Source organism: Streptomyces sparsogenes subsp. cuspidosporus (assembly GCF_039532705.1).
Lineage (GTDB): Bacteria > Actinomycetota > Actinomycetes > Streptomycetales > Streptomycetaceae > Streptomyces > Streptomyces sparsogenes.
The window spans coordinates 404,486-424,229 of the sequence record NZ_BAAASD010000002.1 but is presented as its reverse complement, the minus strand read 5'-3'; the positions used below and the strand labels follow the sequence as shown (position 1 = coordinate 424,229).

18 protein-coding genes are annotated in these 19,744 nt (G+C 72.8%); 11 read left to right on the top strand and 7 right to left on the bottom strand.

The window, feature by feature from the left end; all coding sequences use genetic code 11:
* Nucleotides 1-9: 9 nt before the first annotated feature.
* Genes ABFY07_RS04200 through ABFY07_RS04175 form a run of 6 tightly spaced genes read right to left on the bottom strand, consistent with a single transcriptional unit; the run spans nt 10 to nt 6,858 of the window.
* Entirely contained in the window at nt 10-1,146 is a 1,137-nt protein-coding gene (locus tag ABFY07_RS04200; protein ID WP_346173104.1) for an alkylhydroperoxidase domain protein, read from the bottom strand.
* Nucleotides 1,143-2,285 (bottom strand): LLM class flavin-dependent oxidoreductase, encoded by a 1,143-nt coding sequence (locus tag ABFY07_RS04195; RefSeq protein WP_346173103.1) that lies wholly within the window; start codon nt 2,283-2,285, stop codon nt 1,143-1,145. The genes ABFY07_RS04200 and ABFY07_RS04195 overlap by 4 nt, the downstream gene beginning before the upstream one ends.
* The gene (locus tag ABFY07_RS04190) at nt 2,285-3,019 is read right to left on the bottom strand and encodes an ABC transporter ATP-binding protein (RefSeq protein WP_346173102.1); all 735 of its coding nucleotides are present in this window, start codon (nt 3,017-3,019) and stop codon (nt 2,285-2,287) included. The genes ABFY07_RS04195 and ABFY07_RS04190 overlap by 1 nt, the downstream gene beginning before the upstream one ends.
* Nucleotides 3,016-3,894 carry an ABC transporter ATP-binding protein gene (locus tag ABFY07_RS04185; protein WP_346173101.1) on the bottom strand — a complete coding sequence of 293 codons (879 nt, stop codon included), beginning with the start codon at nt 3,892-3,894 and terminating at the stop codon, nt 3,016-3,018. Before ABFY07_RS04185 ends, ABFY07_RS04190 begins: the two co-directional genes overlap by 4 nt.
* Entirely contained in the window at nt 3,891-5,708 is a 1,818-nt protein-coding gene (locus ABFY07_RS04180) for an ABC transporter permease (protein WP_346173100.1), read from the bottom strand. Before ABFY07_RS04180 ends, ABFY07_RS04185 begins: the two co-directional genes overlap by 4 nt.
* 10 nt (nt 5,709-5,718) lie before the next feature.
* Nucleotides 5,719-6,858, bottom strand: a complete 1,140-nt coding sequence (locus ABFY07_RS04175) for an ABC transporter substrate-binding protein (protein WP_346173099.1) — start codon at nt 6,856-6,858, stop codon at nt 5,719-5,721.
* A gap of 416 nt (nt 6,859-7,274) precedes the next feature.
* On the opposite strand from ABFY07_RS04175, the gene ABFY07_RS04170 reads away from it, so the two are divergent.
* Nucleotides 7,275-7,907, top strand: a complete 633-nt coding sequence (locus ABFY07_RS04170; RefSeq protein ID WP_346173098.1) for a VOC family protein — start codon at nt 7,275-7,277, stop codon at nt 7,905-7,907.
* Nucleotides 7,904-8,563, top strand: a complete 660-nt coding sequence (locus ABFY07_RS04165) for a GntR family transcriptional regulator (protein WP_346173097.1) — start codon at nt 7,904-7,906, stop codon at nt 8,561-8,563. The genes ABFY07_RS04170 and ABFY07_RS04165 overlap by 4 nt, the downstream gene beginning before the upstream one ends.
* Before the next feature lie 216 nt (nt 8,564-8,779).
* Here ABFY07_RS04165 and ABFY07_RS04160 read toward each other — a convergent pair whose 3' ends face one another.
* Nucleotides 8,780-10,156, bottom strand: a complete 1,377-nt coding sequence (locus ABFY07_RS04160; protein WP_346173096.1) for an FAD-binding oxidoreductase — start codon at nt 10,154-10,156, stop codon at nt 8,780-8,782.
* Nucleotides 10,157-10,316: 160 nt separating this feature from the next.
* Here ABFY07_RS04160 and ABFY07_RS04155 point away from each other — a divergent pair, with 160 nt between their 5' ends.
* The 9 genes from ABFY07_RS04155 (at nt 10,317) to fabG (ending at nt 19,721) form a co-directional block, all read left to right on the top strand.
* Nucleotides 10,317-11,336 carry a beta-ketoacyl-ACP synthase III gene (locus ABFY07_RS04155; RefSeq protein ID WP_346173095.1) on the top strand — a complete coding sequence of 340 codons (1,020 nt, stop codon included), beginning with the start codon at nt 10,317-10,319 and terminating at the stop codon, nt 11,334-11,336.
* A gap of 131 nt (nt 11,337-11,467) precedes the next feature.
* The gene (locus tag ABFY07_RS04150) at nt 11,468-11,707 is read left to right on the top strand and encodes an acyl carrier protein (protein WP_346173094.1); all 240 of its coding nucleotides are present in this window, start codon (nt 11,468-11,470) and stop codon (nt 11,705-11,707) included.
* Nucleotides 11,707-12,930 (top strand): beta-ketoacyl-[acyl-carrier-protein] synthase family protein, encoded by a 1,224-nt coding sequence (locus tag ABFY07_RS04145; RefSeq protein WP_346173093.1) that lies wholly within the window; start codon nt 11,707-11,709, stop codon nt 12,928-12,930. The genes ABFY07_RS04150 and ABFY07_RS04145 overlap by 1 nt, the downstream gene beginning before the upstream one ends.
* A 62-nt stretch (nt 12,931-12,992) precedes the next feature.
* A complete protein-coding gene (locus ABFY07_RS04140) occupies nt 12,993-14,846 on the top strand; it encodes an acyl-CoA dehydrogenase family protein (protein ID WP_346173092.1) in 1,854 nt (617 codons plus the stop codon).
* Between the two features lie 3 nt (nt 14,847-14,849).
* The gene (locus tag ABFY07_RS04135) at nt 14,850-15,272 is read left to right on the top strand and encodes an acyl-CoA thioesterase (RefSeq protein WP_346173091.1); all 423 of its coding nucleotides are present in this window, start codon (nt 14,850-14,852) and stop codon (nt 15,270-15,272) included.
* A gap of 1 nt (nt 15,273) precedes the next feature.
* Complete coding sequence (locus ABFY07_RS04130) at nt 15,274-16,152, top strand: fumarylacetoacetate hydrolase family protein (RefSeq protein WP_346173090.1); 879 nt, start codon at nt 15,274-15,276, stop codon at nt 16,150-16,152.
* Nucleotides 16,153-16,173: 21 nt separating this feature from the next.
* The gene (locus ABFY07_RS04125; RefSeq protein ID WP_346173089.1) at nt 16,174-17,751 is read left to right on the top strand and encodes an acyl-CoA carboxylase subunit beta; all 1,578 of its coding nucleotides are present in this window, start codon (nt 16,174-16,176) and stop codon (nt 17,749-17,751) included.
* 35 nt (nt 17,752-17,786) lie between these two features.
* Nucleotides 17,787-18,869 carry a branched-chain amino acid aminotransferase gene (locus ABFY07_RS04120; RefSeq protein WP_346173088.1) on the top strand — a complete coding sequence of 361 codons (1,083 nt, stop codon included), beginning with the start codon at nt 17,787-17,789 and terminating at the stop codon, nt 18,867-18,869.
* A gap of 135 nt (nt 18,870-19,004) precedes the next feature.
* On the top strand, nt 19,005-19,721 hold the full coding sequence (gene fabG, locus ABFY07_RS04115) for a 3-oxoacyl-[acyl-carrier-protein] reductase (protein ID WP_346173133.1): 717 nt from the start codon (nt 19,005-19,007) through the stop codon (nt 19,719-19,721).
* The last annotated feature ends 23 nt before the right edge of the window (nt 19,722-19,744 follow it).

Sequence of the window (19,744 nt, the reverse complement as noted above, 5' to 3'; positions counted from 1 at the left end):
TCCTTCGGTTCAGGAATGCGCGGGCGGCTCGGGGTCGCCGAGGGTGAGCATCAGGCGGTTGGCCCAGGCGAAGAACGCGGCGGCCTGGACGGCGTCGAGGATGTCCAGGTCCTCCAGGCCGAGCTCGCGCAGGGCGGCGATGTGCGTGCGGTCGGCCGTCGGCGGGGTCGTGGTCAGCGCCGCCGCGAGGTCCGTGATGGCCCGCCAGCGACCGTCCAGCGGGGTGTCCACGCCTTCGTCCAGAAGCCGCTGCACGTCCTGGTCCCGCTTGCTCAGCTGGGAGGCGAACCGACTGTGCACCGACGCGCAGAACACGCAGCCGTTCACCCGCGAGGTCACGGTGGCGGCGAGTTCGCGCTCCTGCCGGGGCAGGCCGCCGCGGGTGTAGAAGATGCCGTTGTCGGTGGCGGTGCGTTCACCGAGTACGGCCGGGTCCAGGGCGAGCAGCCGGAAGTACGGGGACTGCAGGCGCTGTCCGGGCAGGACGGCGCGCTGTTCGTCCGTCACCTCCTCGACGGCGACGGGCTCCAGCCAGGGCGTCCAGCCCAGCTGTTCCTGCGTGAATCCGGTCCGGGGCGCGTCCAGCGGACCGCGTGCGGGGCCCGGCGCGGGCCGCTCGTCCCCCCGGATCAGCGCCAGGCCGGCGAGCAGCCGGACCTGGAAGCTGACGTACGCGATGAGCTGCGACACCGTGATGATCTCCGCCGCCCCGAGCCCGGCCTTGGCCAGGGCGTCCAGGTCGGCGGGGGTGGCCGCCGCGGGCCGCAGGACCAGCAGGTCCGCGTGCGCGAGGACGGCGCGCAGCCGGTCGGGCAGCGGTTCGGTGGCGGGGGGCAGCGGTCGGAGGTCCTTGACGGCTGTCACGAGCTCCTTCGTCGCACCCCCGGCCGCGAGCAGCTGCCCGGTGTAGTGCTCGGCCAGGGCCTGGTCGCCGTGCAGCTCCGCCACCCGCAACGCGGCCGCGAACCGCTCGGTGGGGGTCACGGAACCGGCGGGGGCGGCGGGCGGGAACAGCGCGTCGTAGCTGCCCTGCGTGTGACGGGTCGCCTCCGGTCGGAGGGCGCGCAGCCGCGCCACCGGCGAGCCCGGTTCGACACCGAGCAGCGTGTCGATCAGGTCGGTGGGTGTTGCGGGTCGGGTGGTCATCGTGGGTGGCCCTTCTGCACGGGGGTATCGGGGGTGGTGGTCTGCGCGGAGGACTCGGGGGTGGTGGTCCGCGCGGGGGAATCGGGGGTGGTGGAGCCACGCCCGGGGACGGTCCGCGCGGGGGCGGGGGTCCCGTCGTCACCGCCGGGCCGCCAGCCCAGCGCCGGGGCGACCTCGGTGGCGATCAGCTCCAGGGACCGGAGCGTCTTCTCCTGCGAGGGGTCGACCGAGTGGACCTGGACGATCAGGTCGCTCGCCAGCGGCAGCAGCCGGTCGGCGCCGAGCGAGGAGATGACGTCGTCGGGGCTGCCGACATGGGCGTCGTCCCGGGTGCGCCGGGCCGCCGCCTCGCCGGCCGCCGCGGCGAACCGGCGGAAGCCGTCCTCGGCGTCCGCCAGCGCCTCCGCGCGGCTCGGCGCCACGTACACCGACCGGGACAGGCCGATGCGGGGAGCGGCGTCCGGCGAGGCCCAGTGCTCCAGGTAGGCCGAGACCAGGGGGTACTGCGCCTCGCCGAGGGCTACGCGGGGCGGCTCGGGCCCCCCGTCCGGCACCGGGCTGACGGCGGTGCGGGCGAGCAGCAGACCACTGCCGTTCCGCGCGGCGCGGATCGCTCCCGCCGTTCCGAACGTGGCCTCCCAGAGCCGGTCGCCCAGGGTGCCGGCGGGTGGGAAGAGGGGCGGGGCGCCGGGCGCGGGTTCCTTGCCGGACAGCGCGTCGCGCACCACCCGCAGGGCCCGTTCGTACGCGTCGCGGCGGTCCTCCACACGCCGGCCGAAGACGGAGAACACGAGGTCGCCGCCGCCCGTGCCGAAGCCGAGCTCCAGCCGTCCACCGCTGAGCGCGTCGAGCACCGCGGCGTCCTCGGCGAGCCGGAAGGGGCTCTCCAGGGGCAGGGTGATGATCCCGGTGGCGAGCCGCAGCCGTGTCGTGCGAGCCGCGGCGGCCGTCAGGAAGACCAGCGGCGACGGCAGCCCGCCCTGGTCGCGCAGGTGGTGCTGGGCGACCCAGCCGGTGTCGAAGCCGAGTTCCTCGGCGACGGTGAACAGCTCCAGTGCCCGCGCGTACAGCTCGGCGGGCGGGGCGTCGTCGACCAGGCGGGTGAAGACGCCCAGGCGGAACGGTTGTCGTCCAGTCATCAGGTGGCCCTTCCCAGGTAGGACTCGCGGACAGACGGGTCGTCGAGGAGCGCTGCCGCCCGCCCGTGCAGCACGATCGACCCCGTGCGCAGCACATAGCCGCGGGAGGCGATGGACAGGGCCAGTTCGGCGTTCTGCTCGACGATGAGCACCGCGACGCCCAGCGTGCGGTTGATGTCGGCGATCATGTCCAGCACCCGGTCGACGAAGAGCGGGGACAGCCCCATCGTGGGTTCGTCCATGCAGATCAGCCGGGGTCTGCTCATCAGCGCCCGGGCGAAGGCGAGCATCTGCTGTTCCCCGCCGCTGAGGGTGCCGGCCTGCTGGGTGCGGCGTTCGGCGAGGCGCGGAAAGGACGTGTAGAGGCGCTCGATGTCCTCGCGGATCCCGGCGCGCCCCCTGCGGGTGAAGGCGCCGATGTGCAGGTTCTCCTCGACGGTCATGCCGGTGAACACCCGTCGGGCCTCGGGCACGGAGGCGACGCCCCGGCGCACCCGGGCCGCGGGGGGCAGGGTGTCGATCCGCTCGCCGTCCAGCAGGACCTGGCCGGCCGCCGGCCGCAGCAGGCCGAGGACGGTCTTCATGGTGGTCGACTTGCCGGAGGCGTTTCCGCCGAGCAGGGACACGATCTCGCCCGGTCCGACCCGCAGGGACACCTGGGTCAGCGCCTGTGAGGGGCCGTAGAACACGTCCACGTCCTTGAGTTCCAGCAGCGGGGGGCCGGTCACCGTCATCGGGAGGCCTCCTCGCGCCGGGCGCGGCGGCGGCCGAGGTAGGCCTCGACGACCCGCTCGTCGTCGCGGACCTCCGCGGGCGTCCCGGCGGCGATCACCTGTCCCTCGTCCATCACGATCACCCGGTCGGAGACCGCCAGCACCAGGTCGATCTTGTGCTCGACCAGCACGGTGGTCTGCCCCTCGGCCTTCAACGCGAGGAGTTGCTCCAGCACTTCGGCCGTCTCGGTCTGGTTCATGCCGGCCGTCGGCTCGTCGAGGAGCAGCAGCGTCGGTTCGAGGGCGAGTGCGCGGGCGATCTCGGTGCGCCGCCGGTTGGCGTACGACAGGGTGTGCGCGCGGTGGTCGGCGCGCGGGAGCAGCCGTGTCCCGAAGCGGGCGAGCTGCGCTTCGGTGCGCGCGGCGGCCTCGGACTGTTCGCGTCGTACGGCCGGTGGGGGGACGAGGGCCAGCAGCAGCTCGGCGAGCAGGGGGATCCAGCGCAGCACGGGCAGGTGGCGGAGCCGGGGGAAGGGCCGGGTGCGCCTCAGCTTGGCGTACTGGCCGACCTGGACGTTGTCCGCGACCGGCAGGCTCGCGAAGACCCTGCCGTTCTGGAAGGTGCGGGCGATGCCCAGTTCCGCCCGGCGCTCGGCGGGCAGCCGTTCGATGCGGCGCCCGTGCAGTCGGATCTCGCCGCTGTCGGGGGTGAGCAGACCGCCGAGCAGGTTCAGCGTGGTGGTCTTGCCGGAGCCGTTGGGGCCGATGAGGCTGACCACATCGCCCTGCCGGACCTGGAAGGAGACGCCGGCCACGGCTCGTACGGCGCCGAAGGAGCGGGCGAGGCCGGCGACCTCGAGTACGGGCGCGGGGCGGGGAGGGGGCGCGGCGGTCATGCCCGCCTCGCCCACAGGCCCTGCGGCCGGAAGCGGATGAGCAACAGCAAGAGCACTCCGTAGGTGAGAAGCCTGGCGTCCTGCGCCATCCGCAGGAACTCGGGGGCGCCCACGAGCACCACCGCGCCCAGCACGGCGCCGAACGGGCTGTTCATCCCGCCGAGCACGATGATGGTCAGGGCGAGCATGGACAGGTCCGGGCCGAACATCGTCGGGTCCAGATAGCTGTACTGGTGGGCCAGCAGGCTTCCGGCGAGCCCGGCGAGGAAGGCCCCGACGGCGTAGGCGAGCGCCTTGTAGTCGGCCGCGCGCAGGCCCGAGGCGCGCAGAGCCGTCTCGTCCGCGCCGACCGCCGACCAGACGGTGCCGAGGGCGGATTTCCGCAGCCGTACGACGATCGCGAGGGCGACCAGCAGCACGGCCAGGTCGAGGAGGTAGGTCTCGGTGGGCGTGATGATCTGGTGGCCGAGGAGGCTGGGCGGCGGGATCGCCGTGATGCCCAGCGGGCCGTGGGTGAGCCAGTCGAGGTTGAGGATGGCGGCCACGGTCACGGCGCCGATCCCGAGGGTGGCGATGGACACGTAGTGGCCGCTGAGCCGCCACGTCGGTGACATCAGAACGGTGCCGACGACCGCGGCCGCCAGGCCGCCGGCGAACAGGCCTGCCAGGAAGGGCCAGCCGTGTTCCCCGACGAGCAGCGCCGAGGAGTAGGCGCCCACCGCCATGGGCCCGGCCTGGCCGAGCGAGACCTGGGCCGCCGACCCGGAGACGAGGGTGAGGGAGAGCGCCAGGATCGCGAAGATCAGCACCTGGGTGCCGGTGGTGAGCTGGTAGTCGTCCGCCACCCACGGCACGACGCCGGCGGCGGCCCCGACCAGGGCCAGGGCCTGCCACCACCTCAGCCGGATGGGCCGTCCGCCGCCGAGGAACGTCCCCGTCAGCGGCTCGGCGGAGATCAGGGGCACCTTGCCCAGCAGTCCTCCGGGCCGGAGCCAGAGCACGAGCAGCAGGACGCCGAAGACGATGAGGTTGTCGACACCGGCGCCCCAGTACGAGATGCCGAAGGCCTCGACGACGCCCAGCGCCAGGCCGCCGAGCACGGCTCCGGGCAGATTGCCCAGGCCGCCCAGGGTCGCGGCGGTGAAGGCGGTCAGCCCCGCGGCCGTGCCGGAGCTGGGCGAGACGTTGCTGTTGTACATGCCGACCAGGACACCGGCCAGGCCGCCGAGCGCCGAGGCGAGCATGAACGACAGGTTGCGTACTCTGCCGACGGGCACGCCCATCTGCAGCGCCGCGTCGGAGTCCTGGGCGGTGGCGCGGATGGCCTGCCCGTACCGGGTGAACTTCAGGAAGCCGCCGAGCAGCAGGATGCAGCCGACGCTCACCGCGAACATCACCACGTCGAGGGTGCCGAAGCGGAAGCCCCCCACATGGAAGTTGAGCGTGTCCAGGGCCTGCGGGAACCGCCGGGTTTCGGGGCCGAACACCAGCTGGGAGAGGTTGTCCAGGATGACCGAGACCGCGTACGTGGCCAGCAGCGCGGCGATGGGCGGCACCTTGGACAGCGGCCGGACCGCCAGCAGGTTGACGCCCAGGCCCAGGACGGCGGTGAAGGCGCAGACGCCGGCGATCGCGGCCCACAGCGGCCAGTGCTGTTCGGCGATGAGCCACCAGCCGGACATGGTGCCGGCCGCGAAGACCGATCCCTGGGCGAAGTTGACCACATTGGATACGCCGAAGATCAGCGAGAGTCCGATCGCGACGAGCGCGTAGGTGTTGCCGTGGATGATCCCGGCGAGCAGTGTGTCGATCATGCTTCGGCCGTCATCCCTTTGCCGGGACCTGTTCGCCGTCCTTGACGATCACCGCGACGGGGGCCGGCGGGTCGGCGGGACGGCGGTCGGACTGGAAGCGGAACTTTCCGTACTGCACGCTCGGCAGGTCGGTGGAGTCCTTCAGCCCCCGGTACACGCCCTGCCGGGTCGCGCCGCCCTTCTTGGCCGCGTGGACCAACTGGGTCAGCGCGTCGTACGCGTACACCTCGAAGGCGCCGGGAACATGGCCGTACTTGGCCTTGAACGCCTTGGTGAACGCCTTGACCCGGGGCTCGGTGGAGTTGGGGAACCAGGTGGCCGTGGTGAGCGCGCCCTCGGCGCTCTTGCCGGCCAGCTCGATGCCCGTGGCCGTCAGCTGCTCGGTGAAGATCTTGGCGGTGACCCCCGCCTTGGGCGCCTGGGTGAGGACCGCCGCCGCGTCGTTGTCGTAGCCGATGTCGTAGACGAGGTCGGGTTTCGAATCCCTCGCCTTGATGAGCAGTGGCCGGAAGTCGGTGGTGGAGGGGAGGTAGGCGGAGCTGTAGGTGACCGTGAGCCCGAGCTTCCTGGCGCGCTTCCGGAAGATCTCGAACACCTGCTTGCCCCAGTCGGTGTTCTGGTAGATCACCGCTACCCGCTTGCCGAACTTCGCCAGCTCATCGGTCTGCTGGACCTCGGCGGTGGCCTGCGAGATGCCCGGGCTCCACATGTACTGCCCGCCGAGCGTGAACTTCGGCGAGGAGTTGGTGAAGCCGTACTGCACCAGCTTGTTCCGCTCGTAGACCGGGGAGGCGGCCATCGAGGCGGGGCTGGAGAAGTCGCCGAGCTCGGCGATGACGCTCTTGTCGTTGACGAACTTCTGGGCGATCGGGACGGATTGCTTGGGGTCGGACTGGCTGTCCTCCCACTTCAGTTTCACCTTGCGGCCGTTGATGCCGCCATCGGCGTTGATCTTGTCGAGCGCGAGGTCGAAGCCCTGCTTGTAGAACTTCCCGTACTCGGCGTACTGGCCGGTCACGGGAGCCGATACGCCGAAGTAGACGGGACCGGTGCCGTCGGCCGGGTCGCCGGGGCCTTCGCACGCCGACAGGGCCAGCAGGGAGGTGGTGGTCAGGGCCCCGATGAGCAGGCGTCTCTTGCTGGATATCACGGTCGTACTCCTGGTGAGGACATGGCATCGCGAGCCGGCCGCCCGAGCGCGCGGACGCACACGGCGGCAGCCGGGGGAAGATGAGAAGAAAGGGCGGAAAACGCCATATGGCGGGTCAGAACCCCGCGAACGCGGGACAGTGCCGCGGACGGTGGCGGGACGCTACCGGCCCCTCGCGGGGGCGGACCCGATCGAGGTCAGGCGCGACAGAGCGTGCCGGAGACCCGCAGCAGATCGATGTGGCGACGCAGGGCGCGGGCGAAGCCGACGAGGCGGACGGGGGCGCCGTACACAACGGACTTCACGGCTGCTCCCTCCCATCAGACCTCGGACTCGACTGGGCTCCGACCGTAGCCGGGCGCGTTCGCCCACGTCAAGGCTTGAACGTATACACGCGTGTACGTAGTCTCGCCGGGATGAACGCCCATCCCGCGCTCCTCGACCACATCGTCCTCGCCACGCCCGATCTCGAGGCCACGGTCGCCGACTTCGCCCGGCGCACCGGCGTGCACCCGGTCCCCGGTGGCGCCCACCCGGACCGGGGCACCCGCAACTACCTGGTGTCACTGGGCGGTTCCGGCTATCTGGAGATCATCGGCCCGGACGCGGACCAGCCCGAGCCGCCACGGCCCCGCCCCTTCGGCATCGACCGGCTGACCGGCCCCAGGACGGTGACCTGGGCCATCAGCCCGCCCGACCTGGACAAGGCGGTGGCCGACGCCCACGCGGTGGGCTACGACCCGGGGCCGGTGTCCCCGATGAGCCGCCGCCGTCCGGACGGCACCCTGCTGACGTGGCGCCTGACGTCCGCCGACACCGCGCACCCCTCCGGCCTGGTGCCGTTCCTCATCGACTGGACCGGATCGGCCCACCCCACCGAGGCCGCCCTCCCGCGGACCCCCCTGCTGGACCTGTCCGCCCGCACCCCGGACCCGGACGGGGTCCGCGCCCTCGTCCTGGCCCTCGGCACCGCCCTGCCGCTGGACACCGGCCCGCTGAGGCTCTCCTTCACCGTGGACACCCCCCGTGGACCGGTGACCTTCACATGAGCGTCTACGACTCCGCCGCCGCGCAGTACGAATCCATCCGCGCCATGATCATCGGTGGCGAACTGCCGCCCGGGACCGTCCTCCTGGAGACCGTCCTGGCGAAGAAGCTCGGCGTCTCCCGCACCCCCGTACGGGAAGCGCTCGCCCGCCTGGCCCAGGAGGAGCTGATCAACCGCGAGATACGCGGCTACGTCGTCAAGACGCGGACACCGGAGGAGATCCGCGAGATCTACGACGTCCGGATCATCCTCGAGTCCGCCTGCGCCGCGGCGGCCGCGGAACAGGCGTCCCGCCGCGATCTGATGTCCCTGGAGCGCATCACCGCCGAGGCCGGACACTGCGCGGACCAGGAGAAACACGCCGAGCTCAACGCCGAGTGGCACCGGGCCCTGCGAGCCGCGGCACACAACGGCACGATGTCCCGGCTGCTCGACGGGCTCGGCGTGCTCCAGCAGATCTACAATCCGCAGATGACGCAGGTCGACGACCTGGACCAGGCCCTCCGCGCCGGCCAGGAGGAACACGTGCTGATCCTCGACGCCATCCGCCGGGGTGACGCGGAAACGGCCCGCACGACGATGATCCGCCATCTGTCCCGCACCCGGGACCTGCGCGTGGACGCCTTCCAGAAGAACCACACGGCCATCCGGTGTTAGGGTCCGTCTTCAAAGGGGGCGTCCGGCCGCGAGCGGCGTCTGGTGCGGTGCATCGCAAGGCGGAGCATCGCCCTCGTACTGGGCGTACTCGGGCGTTGCGACAACGCAGCGAGGTGCCGTGCCAGGCGTCGCGAGCAGGGCGCCCCCTTTGAAGACGGGCCCTAGCCGGCCGCCTGCCGGGTGCGCGCGCCGAGGCGGGCACCCGCCCGGCGGGCGTCAGGCGGTGAAGACCTTCCCCGGGTTGAGGATGCCCGCCGGATCCCACACCCGCTTGATGCCGCGGTGCAGGTCCACCACGGCCGGGCTGAGCTCCCTGGCCAGGCCGCGCATCTTCAGCAGGCCCACCCCGTGCTCGCCGGTGACCGTGCCGCCCAGGGCGATCGCCTGGTCGACGACCTCCTCGAACACCTCGCGGCCCCGGGCCAGTTGCCGCTCGTCGCCACGCGGCACGACCAGCATCGGGTGCAGGTTGCCGTCCCCGGCGTGGGCGAGGCTCGCGATGCGTACGCCGTTGCTCTCGGCGGTGCGCTCCAGGCGGGCGAGCATCTCGGGGACGAGGGTGCGGGGGACGCAGATGTCCTCGCTGAGCACCATGCCCAGGCGTTCCAGCGCGGGGTAGACCAGCCGGCGGGCGGCGAACAGGGCGTCCGCCTCGGCCGGGTCGGCGGACCGGGCGCTCCAGGTGGCGCCCGCGGCCTCGAAGCAGGCCAGGACCGTGTCGGCCTCCTGGAGGCCGGCCGCTCCGGGGGCGTCGCAGCGGGCCAGCAGCAGCACGTCGCCGCCGTCGGTGAGGCCCATGTTCTTCCACTCGTCGACGGCGCGCAGACAGTAGCGGTCGACGAGTTCGAGGGCGCTGGGGACGACGCCGGAGGCCACCACGTGGGCGACGGCCCGTCCGGCGCTCGGCAGGTCGTCGAAGTAGCCGACGACGGTGTGCTCCTGGGCGCGCTCGCCGCGCAGCCGCAGGGTGATCTCGGTGACCAGACCCAGCGTGCCCTCGGAACCCACCAGCAGGCCGGCCAGTTCGAAGCCGGCCGAGCTCTTGGCGGTTCGCCGGCCGAGCCGGACCACCTCGCCGCGGCCGGTGACCGCCTCGAGGCCGAGCACGTAGTCACGGGTCACGCCGTACTTCACGCAGCACACCCCGCCCGCGTTGGTGGCGACGTTGCCCCCGATGGTGGACCACGGGGCGCTGGCCGGGTCGGGCGGATACCACAGACCCTTGGCCGCGCAGGCGGCCCGCAGGTGGTCGTTGACGACGCCGGGCTGCACCACGGCCAGGCGCTCGTCCGGGTCGATGCTCAGGACGCGGTCCATCGCGGCGAAGGAGACGACCACGCAGCCCTCCACGGCGTTGGCGCCACCGGACAGGCCGGTGCCGGCCCCGCGGGCGACCACGGGCACCCCGCGTTCGGCGCAGTACGCCACGACGGCCGCGACCTCGCCGGTGTCACGCGGCCGCACCACGGCCGCCGGGAGGGCGTACGGCGCGCCGGCGGCCTCGTCGTGGGCGAAGGAGGCCAGCCGGGCCGGGTCGGTGATCAGCCGGTCGGCCGGGAGGAGCCCCGCGAGATCACAAGGTGTCGTGGTCATGTCGGCGAGATTCGCACCGGGCCGCAAGCGGGGCAATTGGCCCTTGGTACACCGCCGCGCCGGGTGTACCAAGGGCCAATTGACCCCCTGACGAGGCGTCGGCAAGCCTGGTCCAACGCCACGCCAGGCCGTGAGAGGCGGCGATCAGGAGGGTGAGTCGATGACGGCGGTGCTCGCGGGAATCGGGGGCTTTCTCCCACCCAGGGTGGTCACGAACGACGACCTCTCGCGCACATTGGACACCACGGACGAGTGGATCCGCACCCGGACCGGGATCCGGGAGCGACGGGTCGTGGCCGACGGGCTGTCGACCGGGGGCCTGGCCGTGGCGGCCGGCGCCCGGGCCCTGCGTTCGGCGGGGGTGACCGGGGTGGACGCGGTGGTCGTGGCGACCACCTCGCCCGAGCGGCTGTGCCCGGCGGTGGCGCCGGAGGTGGCGGCCCGGCTGGGCCTCGGCACGGTGGCCGCCTTCGACCTGACCTCGGCGTGCAGCGGGTTCCTGTACGGGCTCGCCACCGCCTCCGGCCTGATCGACTCCGGCACCGCCGACACCGTCCTGCTCATCGGCTCGGAGGCGTTCACCACGCTGGTGAACCAGCGGGACCGGACCACCGCGCCGATCTTCGGCGACGGGGCGGGCGCGGTGGTGCTGCGCCGAGGCGAGCCGGAAGAGCCGGGCGCGCTGGGCCCGTTCGACCTGGGCAGCGACGGCGCGCTGGCCGACCTGCTGGCCATCCCGGCCGGCGGCTCGCGGCAGCGCTCCGCGGACGGCGGGCTCGGACACGACACGGTGACGACCGCGGACTGGTATCTGCGGATGGAGGGCCGTCCGCTGTACACCCAGGCCGTCGCGCGGATGACGCAGTCGGCGCAGACGGTCCTCAAGCGCGTGGACTGGTCGGTGGCGGACGTCGACTGGTTCGTCGGCCACCAGGCCAACATCCGCATCGTGCGGGCGGTCGCCGAGGAGCTGGAGCTGCCCGAGGAGCGGGTCGCGGTGAACATCGACCGGGTGGGCAACGCCCTGGCGGCGTCGGTGCCGCTGCTGCTGAACGACTACGCCGCCCGCGGCCTCCTCGCGCCGGGCCAGCGGGTGCTGCTGTCCGCCTTCGGGGCCGGCCTCTCCTGGGGCTCGACCACGCTGCGGTGGCCGGACGTCGAGGCCGAACCCGTCCACTGAGCCACGTCCACTGAGCCATGTCCTTCGCGTGTTCCAGCTGTTCCCCCTGCCGCACCTGTTCCCCCTGCCTCACCTGTCCTGCCCTGCCTCACCTGTCCTGCCCTGCCTCACCTGTTCCGGGAGGAAACGCCATGAGTTCCGTGCACGACTCCGTCGTCGAGGTCTTCGTCGCCCGTTTCGATCTCGACCCCGCGACGGTGGTGCCCGACGCCACCTTCGACGACCTGGGGCTCGACTCGCTGTCGCAGATCGAGCTGGCCACCGCGCTGAAGAAACGCCTGGGCATCGTGATCACCGACGAGGAGCTGGCCGAGATCGCCGTCGTCGGGGACATCATCGCCCTGGCCGAGCAGAAGGGCGCCGCGGTCTGATGACCGGCTTCGCCGCCGCCATCACCGGGATCGGGCTGGTCACGCCCGCCGGTATCGGGGTCAAGGAGAACTGGGACCGGGTGGTCGAGGGGAGGCCGACGGCGGCGTGCCACGCCGACCTGGACGGCCTGCCGGTCACCATGGCCTGCCGGGTGCCCGACTTCGATCCGGCCGGTCTGGGGTTGCGCGGCGCCTGGCAGTGGGACCGCTACGCCCAGTTCGCCCTCGTCGCCGCGCGCGAGGCCCTGGCCCAGGCCGGGCTCGCCCCCGGCGGGTGGGCGGACAGCTCCCGGGTGGCCGTGATCCTCGGCTCGGGCGCGGGCGGCACCACGACGCTGGAGGAGCAGCACCGGGTGCTGCTCGAGGAGGGGCCGTCGGAGGTGTCCGCGATGACCCTGCCGATGGGGCTGCTGAACATGGCGGCGGGCCAGGTGGCGATCGACATCGGCGCCCATGGGCCCTGCCTGGCGCCGTGCACGGCGTGTGCCGCCGGCGCCAGCGCGATCGGCCTGGGCCGGGAGCTGCTCCGGTCGGGGGTGGCCGATGTGGTGGTGGCCGGCGGCGCGGAGGCGCCGATCACTCCGCTGTACCTGTCCTCGTTCGCCAGGATGCGGGCGCTGTCGCGGCGGCTGGATGACCCTGGGACCGCGTCCCGCCCGTTCGACACGGGCCGCGACGGTTTCGTGCTCGGCGAGGGCGCCGGGGTCGTCGTCCTGGAGTCCGAGGAAGGCGCGCGGGCCCGGGGCGTGCGGCCGGTGGCCCGGGTGGTCGGGTACGGCGCCTCCGCGGACGCGCACCACGTCACCTCCCCTCACCCCGAGGGCAAGGGTGCCGAGCTGGCCGTGCGGGCGGCTCTCAGGGACGCCGGGCTGACCGGCCGGGACATCGGGTACGTCAACGCCCACGGCACCTCCACACCGCAGGGCGACGTCGTCGAGGCGGGGGTGATCCACCGGGTGGCCGGGCCGGACGTGCGGGTCAGCTCCACCAAAGGGGTCACCGGACATCCGCTCGGCGCGGCCGGGTCCATCGAGGCCGCGTTCGCCGCCCTCACGTTGCACCACGGGGTGATCCCGCCGACGGCGAGCACCACCGAGGTCGACCCGAGGGTGGAGGTGGACGTCGTGCACGGCGCGGCCCGAGGCGGCCGCGTGGAGGTGGCCCTGAGCAATTCCTTCGGCTTCGGCGGCCAGAACGCCGCGTTGCTGATCGCGGCCGCCTGACCGTGGTGGCCCGCCCCCTTCCGCCGGTCCTCACGAACCGAACCGCAGGAAAGGACCCACAGATGACCCCGTCGGTCTCGGCCGACCTGTCCCGGTTGCTCTTCGACGGCAGGTACGAGCAGACCCACCAGGACCTCCACGAGCTGCTGCTGGACCCGGTGTTCGACCCCCGCGAGGGGCTGACCATGGCCGAGGCCGGGAGGCTGGCCTACGAGCGGTCGCGGGCCGTGCACGCCGGCCTGGAGCGGCCACGGGAGATCCTGGCGGACCCGTGGCGGCTGTTCGCGCTGGCCGAGTGGCCGTCGCTGGTGGACGTGTCCACGTTCTCGCTGCTGATGGTGCACTACAACCTGGCCTTCGGCACGGTCGTGGAACACGGGGCCCGGGACGATCTGAAGGACCTGTTCGACGAGTTGGACCGGCTGGACTCGTTCAGCCCGTACATGGCCACCGAGCTGGGCTACGGCAACAACGTGGCCGCGCTGCGCACCGAGGCCGTGTACGACGCCGGGACCGGGACGTTCGTCCTGAACACCCCCGACGCGCTCGCGCAGAAGTACATGTCGTACAGCGGGTTCCAGGACATCCCGAAGCTGGCCGTGGTGATGGCCCGGCTGAAGGCGGACGGCAGGGACCACGGGGTGTTCCCGTTCCTGGTCCGGATCAGCGACCGGGACGGGCTGCGTCCGGGGGTGCACGCGGCGCCCTGCCCGGAGAAGCCGGTGCAGGGCCTGGACAACGGCCTCACCTGGTTCGACCATGTGCGGGTCCCGCGCCGCAACCTGCTCCACGGCGACATGGGCGGCTTCGACGAGAACGGTGTGTTCCGCCCGGCCGCCGGCAACCAGCGGAAGCGGTTCCTGCGCGCGATGAGCCGGATCCTGCCCGGTCGGCTGTGCGTCTCCAGCGCGGCCACGGGCGCGGGCCGGGCCGCCGTGTACATCGCCCTGCGGTACGCGGCGCGGCGGCTCACCAACGCGCCGGGCCGCAACGACCTGCCGGTCATCGAGTACCGCAGCCACCAGCTCGCGCTGTTCACCGCGCTGTCCAAGACGTACGCGATGACGCTGCTGCTCAACCACGCCAAGCGGGAGTTCACCAGCGCGCCGCGGGATGCGGTGCCGGCCGGGCTGGGCGACCTGGTGTCGATCACCAAGGCGCTGTCCACCTGGGAGATGACCGAGGTGGTCGCCACCTGCCGGGAGCGCTGCGGCGCGCAGGGCATCTTCAGCGTCAACCGGATCGCGGACTACGGCTCGCTGTTGCAGGGCCTGGTCACCGCGGAGGGCGACAACCAGGTGCTGCTGGCCACCACGGCGGGGCAGATCATCGCGCGGGGCGGCGACGGGACGGAGGACGGCGCGGAGCCGGGCACCGCCCCCGACCCGCGGGGCCGGAGCCTGCGGGACCCGGCGTTCCTGGGGGCGGCGCTGCGCCACCGGGAGCGGGAGCTGCTCCGGGCGGCCCGGGCGGCCATGGCGGACGACTCCGGGGACCGGACGTACTTCGAGGCGTGGAACGGGACCATCAACTCCGGTCTGGAGATGGCCCGGGCGCGCGGGGTGCGGATCGCGCTGGAGTGCTTCACGGCGGCGGTGGACGCGGCGCGGGACGAGACCGCGCGGGCGGCGCTGGGCCTGCTGGCGGCCCTGTACGGGCTGACCGAGGTGCGGCGGGCCGCCGACTGGCTCCTGGCGCGCGGGGCGCTGACGGCCGAGCAGGTGGAGCGGCTGCCGCTGGAGGCCGACGCGCTGTGCGCGGAGATCCGGCCGTACGCCGAGACGCTGATCGGCGGGTTCAACCTGTCGCCCGAGCTGCTGCGGGCGCCGATCGCGGCGGACGACTACGTGGCCGCGTTCCAGCGGCGGACCGGCGCCTTCGGCCCGGCCGCCGCCCGGCCCGCCGAGGGGGGCTGAGGGGTGGCGCGGCACAGCTACTTCTGCCCGATCCGCTGGTCGGACATGGACGCCTACGGGATCGTCAACAACGTGTCGTTCCTGCGCTATCTGGAGGAGGCCCGGGTCGACTTCGTCTTCCGGATGGCGCCGACCGAGGGGGACGCCTTCTTCCGGGACGGCTCGGTGGTGGTGGGGCACACGATCCGCTACCGGCGGCAGCTGGTGCACCGGCACGAGCCGGTCGAGATCGAGATGTGGGTCTCCGACCTCCAGTCGGCGACGGTGACCATCGACTACGCGGTCAAGGACGGCGACACCGTGTACGCCACCGCCTCGACCACGATGGCGCCGTTCGACTACCGGGCGGGCCGGCCCCGGCGGCTGACCGACGACGAGGCCCGTTTCTTCGAGAAGTACCTCGAGGACACCCGGGCGGTCGGCTGATATGCGGCTGCTGCGGATCGGTGCGCCGGGCGAGGAGCGGCCCTGCGCGGTGGGCCCCGGCGGGGTGGTGCGGGACCTGTCGGCGTGGGTGCCCGACTGGACGGGCGCGGCCCTGGACCCGGACGCGCTGCGGGAGCTGGGCGCACGGCTGGGGCGGGAGGCCGCCGGGCTGCCGGCGGTCGACCCGGCCGCCGAGCGCGTCGGGCCGCCCGTGCGTCCCGGCGGGCACCTGCTGTCGATCGGGCTCAACTACCGCATGCACGCGGCCGAGGCGGGCCTGGCGCTGCCGGACGAGCCGATCGTCTCGAGCAAGGCGCCGTCCACCCTGGTCGGCCCGCACGACGACCTGCTGCTGCCGCCGGGCGGGGAGAAGACCGACTGGGAGGTGGAGCTGGCGGTGGTGATCGGGCGGCGCGCCCGGTATCTGCCGGACCGCTCCGCCGCGCTCGCCCATGTCGCGGGCTTCGCCACGGGCAACGACGTGTCCGAGCGGAGCTGGCTGCTGGAGCGCGGCGGCCAGTGGGTGAAGGGCAAGTCGTTCGAGTCGTTCGGTCCGCTGGGTCCGTACCTGGTCACTCCGGACGAGGCCGGCGACCCGCAGCGGCTGCGGCTGACCTGCCGGGTCAACGGCCGGCTGATGCAGGACGGGTCGACCGCGGACATGGTGTTCGACGTGGCGCATCTGGTCTGGTACCTGAGCCGGTTCATGGTGCTGCACCCCGGTGACGTGGTGCTGACCGGGACGCCGGGCGGGGTCGCGCTGGGCCGCCCCGACCAGCCGTATCTGCGGGCCGGTGACGTGGTGGAGGCGGAGGTGGCGGGGCTGGGGGCGCAGCGGCAGCGCTGCCGCGCGGCGGCCTGGGCACAGGCCCGGGGGTGACAGGAAGGAGAGCGGGAGCGGATGACCGTCCAGCCGGAACTCATCGGGGGCGACACCCGGGCACGGGTGTCCGAACTGCACGCGACCAAGGAGCTGGCCCGCCACGGTCCGGGCGAGCGCGCGACTCGCACACAGCACGCGAAGGGCAAGCTGACCGCCCGTGAGCGCATCGACCTGCTGCTGGACGCCGGGTCGTTCGCCGAGGTGGAGCAGTTGCGCCGGCACCGGGCCGTCGGCTTCGGGATCGAGGAGCGCAAGCCGCACACGGACGGTGTGATCACGGGCTGGGGCACGGTCGAGGGCCGCACCGTGTTCGTCTACGCGCACGATTTCCGGATCTTCGGCGGGGCGCTCGGGGAGGCGCACGCCGAGAAGATCCACAAGATCATGGACATGGCCCTCGCGGCCGGCGCGCCACTGGTGGCGCTCAACGACGGGGCCGGGGCCCGGATCCAGGAGGGCGTCTCGGCCCTGGCCGGCTACGGAGGGATCTTCCGGCGCAATGTGCGGGCCTCCGGGGTGATCCCGCAGATCTCGGTCATCCTGGGGCCGTGCGCGGGCGGCGCGGCGTACTCCCCCGCGCTGACCGACTTCGTGTTCATGGTGCGCGGCACCTCGCAGATGTTCATCACCGGCCCGGACGTGGTGAAGGCCGTCACCGGCGAGGACGTCACCCAGGAGCGGCTCGGCGGCGCCGACATGCACGCCGAGCTGTCGGGCGTGTCCCACTTCGTGTACGACGACGAGTGGACCTGTCTCAGCGAGGTCCGTTACCTGCTGTCCCTGCTGCCGTCCAACAACCAGCAGAACCCGCCCTTCGCCCGGAGCACGGACCCGGCCGACCGGCGCACCGAGGCGCTGTCCGACCTGGTCCCGGCGGAGGGCAGGCTGCCGTACGACATGCGCCGGGTGATCGAGGAGATCGTGGACCACGGCGACTTCCTGGAGGTCCATGAGCGGTGGGCGCCCAACATCCTGTGCGGTCTGGCCCGGCTCGGCGGCCAGGTGATCGGCATCGTCGCCAACCAGCCGATCGCCCTGGCGGGGGTGCTGGACATCCGGGCCAGCGAGAAGGCCGCCCGCTTCGTGCGGCTGTGTGACGCCTTCAGCGTTCCGCTGCTGTCCCTGGTGGACGTGCCGGGTTTCCTGCCCGGGGTGGACCAGGAGCACGGCGGGGTGATCCGGCACGGGGCGAAGCTGCTCTACGCGTACTGCGAGGCCACCGTCCCGCGGGTGCAGCTGATCCTGCGCAAGGCCTACGGCGGCGCGTACATCGTGATGGACTCCCGCTCGATCGGCGCCGATCTGTCCTACGCCTGGCCGACCAACGAGATCGCGGTGATGGGCGCCGAGGGCGCCGCGAACGTCATCTTCCGCAAGCAGATCGCGGAGGCGGCCGATCCGGAAGCCGTGCGGACCCGGGTGGTCAAGGACTACCGGTCGGAGCTGATGCACCCCTACTACGCGGCCGAGCGCGGGCTGGTCGACGATGTGATCGACCCCGCCGAGACCCGGGCGGTGCTGGCGCGCGCCTTCCGCATGCTGCGGACCAAGCACGCCGAGCAGCCGTCCCGCAAGCACGCCAACACCCCCCTGTGACCCTCAAGTCCGGTGTCCCCTGCCCTGGAGCGCCCATGACCATCACCTTCACCACCGAGCCGGCCGTCCCGCGGCCCGCCGCCGAGCGGGCGGCGCTGCTGGAGGCGCCCGCCTTCGGCGAGGTGTTCACCGACCACATGATCAGCATCGACTGGGACCGGGAGCGGGGCTGGCACGACGCCCGGCTGCATCCGTACGGGCCGCTGGTGCTCGACCCGTCGGCCCAGGTCTTCCACTACGGCCAGGAGGTGTTCGAGGGCATGAAGGCCTACCGGCGCCCCGACGGCTCGGTGGTGACCTTCCGCCCGTACGCCAACGCGGCCCGGCTCAACCGCTCCTGTGCGCGGATGGCGATGCCACAGCTCCCCGAGGAGACCTTCGTGGAGGCCCTGGAGCTGCTGGTCACCGCCGACCGGGACTGGGTTCCGGACCGCCCGGGCCACAGCCTGTACCTGCGCCCGTTCATGATCGCCACCCAGCACACCATCGGCTTCTACGGGCCCTCCACCGCCTACCGGTTCATGGTGATCGCCTCACCGGCGGCCGCCTACTTCAAGGCCGGGGCGAAACCGCTCACGGTGTGGCTCTCGCGGGACTACACCCGGGCGGCTCCCGGGGGCACCGGCGAGGCCAAGTGCGGCGGCAACTACGCGGGCACCCTGGTGGCCCAGGCGCAGGCCCGGGAGAAGGGCTGCGACCAGGTGGTGTGGCTGGACTGCGTGGAGCACCGCTGGGTGGACGAGATGGGCACCAGCAACCTGTTCTTCGTCTACGGCAACCGGCTGGTCACCCCGGAGCTGTCGGGGACCCTGCTGGCCGGCGTCACCCGGGACTCGGTGCTGGCGCTGGCGGCCGAGCTCGGCTACCGGGCCGAGGAAGGGAGGGTCAGCGTGGAGCAGTGGCGCGCCGACGCCGAGTCGGGGGCGCTCACCGAGGTGTTCTCCTGCGGCACCTCGTCGATGGTCACGCCGGTCGGCTTCGTCAGGAGCGCGGACGGCGACTGGACGATCGGCGGCGGGGCGCCCGGCCCGGTCACCTCGCGGCTGCGAACGGAGTTGACGGACATTCAGCTCGGCGCGCGGCCGGACCCCTTCGGCTGGGTCCACAAGATCGCCTGACCGGCCCGGCGCCGGGTCCGGGCCCGCCGAATCCGGGTTTGTCGGGTCCGGGGCTGCCGGGCCCGGGGCTGCCGGGTCCGGGGCTGCCCGGTGCGTACCCATCGTGAACCGTCGAGAAGGGGTGTGGTGAGCATCGTGAGCCGTTCGGTCCTCGTGACGGGAGGGAACCGGGGCATCGGCCTCGCGGTCGCCCGCGCCTTCGCGGAGGCGGGCGACAGGGTGGCGCTGACCTACCGGACGGGCCCGCCGGAGGCCGCCACCGGGCTCGGCTGTCTCGCCGTCCGCTGCGATGTCACCGACGCCGGGCAGGTCGACCGGGCGTACAAGGAGGTGGAGGCGGCGCACGGGCCGGTGGAGGTGCTGGTGGCGAACGCCGGGATCACCCGGGACCAGCTGCTGCTGAGGATGGCCGAGAAGGACTTCTCGGATGTGCTGGACACCAATGTCATGGGGGCCTTCCGGGTGGCGAAGCGGGCCGCCGAGGAGATGGTCGAGGCGCGGCGGGGGCGGATCGTGCTGATCTCCTCGGTGGTCGGTCTGCTCGGCGCGGCCGGGCAGACCAACTACGCGGCCTCGAAGGCCGGTCTGATCGGCTTCGCCCGGTCCGTGGCGCGCGAGCTCGGCTCACGGGGCGTCACCTGCAACGTGGTGGCGCCGGGGTTCGTCGAGACGGACATGACCAGGGCGCTGAACGACAAGCAGCGGGCCGCCCTGCTGGGCAAGGTGCCCCTGGGGCGCGGCGCGCGGGCGGAGGAGGTGGCGGCGGCGGTGCGGTTCCTCGCCTCCGAGGACGCCGCCTACATCACCGGGGCCGTCCTGCCGGTGGACGGCGGCCTGGGCATGGGGCACTGAGGCCGACGGGCGCCGCGGCCACG